The organism is Burkholderiales bacterium (assembly GCA_035560005.1).
Classification (GTDB): domain Bacteria; phylum Pseudomonadota; class Gammaproteobacteria; order Burkholderiales; family Eutrophovitaceae; genus DASRFY01.
In genome coordinates this window covers 1-2,941 of the sequence record DATMAN010000091.1, presented here as the reverse complement: position 1 = coordinate 2,941, position 2,941 = coordinate 1, and the positions used below count along the sequence as shown (strand labels likewise).

Here is a 2,941-nt window from a genome sequence, read left to right as displayed (position 1 = left end):
GATCCAGCTGTTCGGTCGGTCCATCCGATCGCGGGGTGATCTTGCGGAGAGGTACCGAAGTGGTCGTAACGGGGGCGCCTCGAAAGCGTCTTGCCGCCTAAAGCGGCACGTGGGTTCGAATCCCACCCTCTCCGCCACAATCAAATCAACAACTTGCGGTGATCGCGCCCATCTGGGGTGCAATCCGGTGCAACGCGTGCTAGACTCGTCCGCACACGGGAGCGCGGATGAGGCTGCATCTCTACCGCCGTCACCGGCCGGAGTGCGAGGCTGGCCGGCCCTGGCAGTCGCGATCCAGCGAGTTCGACGAGCGCCGCAAGGGCTGGGGACGCAGGTGCGCCTGCCAGATCCACATGTCCGGCACGCTCGGCGGCAGGTTCTCGCGGAAGGCCACCGGGACGTCGGACTGGGCTGAAGCGCACCGGATCGCCGAAGCCTACGAGAAGGCCGGTTCGTGGACGGGAACGCCGGCGCCGCCCCCGGTGCAAGCGACCCCGGAGCCTGCACCCGCCCCGATGAAGTCGCGCATCACGATCGAGGACGCCTGCCACGTCTTCATCACCCATCGCGAATCGGCCGGCCTGGCGCCGGCGACGCTGCGCAAGTACCGGACGTTCGCCAAGCAGATGCTCGCGTACGCCGACAGCCGCGGATATGTGCTGATCGACCAGTTCACGCCCGCCGACATCGACCGGTTCTGGGCCAGCTGGAAGCTCGGCCCGCGCGCCAGGGCGAAGCGCCTCACGACCCTGCGGGCGTTCTTCCGGTTCTGCGTCAACCGGCGGTGGATTCCCGAGTCACCCGTCAGCGCGGACATCAAGGCCCCGGTGGGGTCGAGCAAGGCGAAGAACAAGGCGCCGTTCACCGACGACGAGTTGCACCGCATCATCGAGGCCTGCGACCAGGTGAAGGTCGAGTGGAAGAACGAGACCGGAACTGGCGTCTGGACCGGCGAGGATCTGAAGGATCTGGTCTGGCTGATGGTTTACACCGGGTTCCGGATCTCTGATGCGACATTCTTCAACATCAGCCGCCTGCAGGGGAACCAGGTCTTCATCCGGGCCACCAAGAACGGAGGCGACGTCTTCGCCTACATTCCCGACTGGCTGCGCGACCGCTTGAAGGCGCGTGCCGAACGCTTCGGAGAACGGCCGTTCATCCTCGCGCGATCAGAACGCCTCGAGACCGTCACCAACATCTGGCGCCGGCGGCTTGCCAGGGCGTTCGAGCTCGCCGGGCCGTTCGAAGAACCGCCTACGCCCCACAGGTTCAGGCACACGTTCGCGCGGATTCTCCTGGAGAAGGGCGTGCCTGTCGCGGACGTGGCCGATCTGCTTGGGGATGACGAGAAGACCGTGCGCGAGCACTACGCGCGCTGGGTGCCAGAGCGGCAGGCCAGGTTGACGAGGATCCTGCAGGATGCGTTCGAAGGCAGGCCGAAGCTGACGGCTATCCAGGGTGGTCGCAGCTGAGCCTTTCAATTGCGACGAGTTGGGAGAGCGAAAAGCAAACCTGCACGCTCTTCTGACCGTCGCTCACGTCCGATATGGCCAGTGGCATTGCGGTCGTGTCTGTCAAGTGGTGGAAAAGTTCAACGCGTCATCAGCCGGCGTCCTGATGTGACCTACGCCGCCTTCTTCACCTGCCCCATATCTTGATATCCGACGAGCGCTCGCAACTTCACCTGTCCACTGCGCAGCAAACCGAAGAGCAGCAGGAGGACCGCGTCCTGTCCCGGCAAGCTTGCTTGCGTCTTGGTGCGTCGCCGGAATTCCTCGTTGATCCGCTCGAGCGCATTCGTCGTGCGCAAGGCTTTCCACTGCGACGGCGGAAAGCGCAGGAAGGTGAACAGGTCATGGCCGGCTTCCTTCAGGCTCTCGACCACCGCCGGGCAGCGCAGCTGCCATTTCTTCGTGAACCGGGCGCGCTCGTGCTCGACCGCCGCAACCGTCTCGGCGTAGATCATTCGGCGGTAGTCTTCCGTGAGCTCTTCCCGCAGTCGCGCCGGCGCTTTGGCCTGGAGATTCCGGAGCTTGTGCGCAGTACAGCGTTGAAGCGCGATCCCCGGCCAATGCGACCGCAGCGCGCTGCACAGGCCGGGATTTCCATCGATCACCGCCAGGACCGGCCGCGCCAGGTGGCGAGCCACGAGACTCGCGACCACCTCCGCCCAGCTCGCCGCACTCTCCTCGCCGACCAAGCGCATGTCGAGCACCACGCGGTCGCCATTCGCCCGCACACCCAAGGTCACCAGTACGGGGACCCGCTCGCGGCGGCCACCGATGCGCACCTTCGGATACCAGCCGTCCATGAACACGTAGCGGATATCCTCGTCGACGAGATCACGGGCGCGCCACGTCTCGAAGTCCTCGCGCAGGCGGCCGACCAGCCGCGACACCGCATCCTTCGACAGCGGACCGCCGCGCAGCAGCGGCGCCAAGGCGCCCTTGATGCGCCGCGTGTTGCTGCCCGCCAGGTACACGCCCAGAATCGCTTCGTCGACGCGCGTGGTCCGGCGCTGATATCGGCGCACCGTCTCGCTCCGCCACGCGGCGCGCGTCCCCTCGCCGTCACGCACCCGCGCCCGCGGCATCGCGATCGTCGTCGGCCCCAGGCTCGTCGTCAGCGTCCGCTCCCGCGTCCCATGCCGATAGCCTTGGCGCGTCTCGCCAACGCGTGCCGATTTGACGGCGCCCAGCGCAGACTCGAGCTCCTGCTGCACCAGCTCTTCGATCGTGTCTCGGATTCGCAACCGCATCGCCAGCTCGATGCTGTCAGGGCCGAACGCCGGAACCTCTTTCTCCTCGCCTGGCTTCTTGGTACAGTGCTCCATCGCGTCATCCTCCCGGCACCCGCCGCCAAGCGGGCGCGCAGCTCTTGGCTTGAACTGCGCCGGATGATGACGCGATTTCTACTTTTCCACCAGACTCAAGACACTACC

At 66.0% G+C, this 2,941-nt stretch carries 2 protein-coding genes and 1 tRNA gene; 2 read left to right on the top strand and 1 reads right to left on the bottom strand.

All coding sequences use genetic code 11. The annotated features are described in order from the left end of the window. Positions 1–45: 45 nt before the first annotated feature. Positions 46–137, top strand: a tRNA-Ser gene (locus tag VNM24_13665). A 90-nt stretch (positions 138–227) separates the two neighbouring features. Continuing rightward, positions 228–1,472, top strand: a complete 1,245-nt coding sequence (locus VNM24_13660) for a tyrosine-type recombinase/integrase (GenBank protein HWQ39628.1) — start codon at positions 228–230, stop codon at positions 1,470–1,472. 152 nt (positions 1,473–1,624) lie between these two features. On the opposite strand, the gene VNM24_13655 is transcribed toward VNM24_13660, so the two are convergent. Next, on the bottom strand, positions 1,625–2,833 hold the full coding sequence (locus VNM24_13655) for an IS256 family transposase (GenBank protein HWQ39627.1): 1,209 nt from the start codon (positions 2,831–2,833) through the stop codon (positions 1,625–1,627). Between the last annotated feature and the right edge of the window lie 108 nt (positions 2,834–2,941).

Bases quoted from the DNA above. Each gene is read 5' to 3' on its own strand.
- VNM24_13660 (HWQ39628.1), top strand. From the start codon at position 228: ATGAGGCTGCATCTCTACCGCCGTCACCGGCCGGAGTGCGAGGCTGGC.
- VNM24_13655 (HWQ39627.1), bottom strand. From the start codon at position 2,833: ATGGAGCACTGTACCAAGAAGCCAGGCGAGGAGAAAGAGGTTCCGGCG.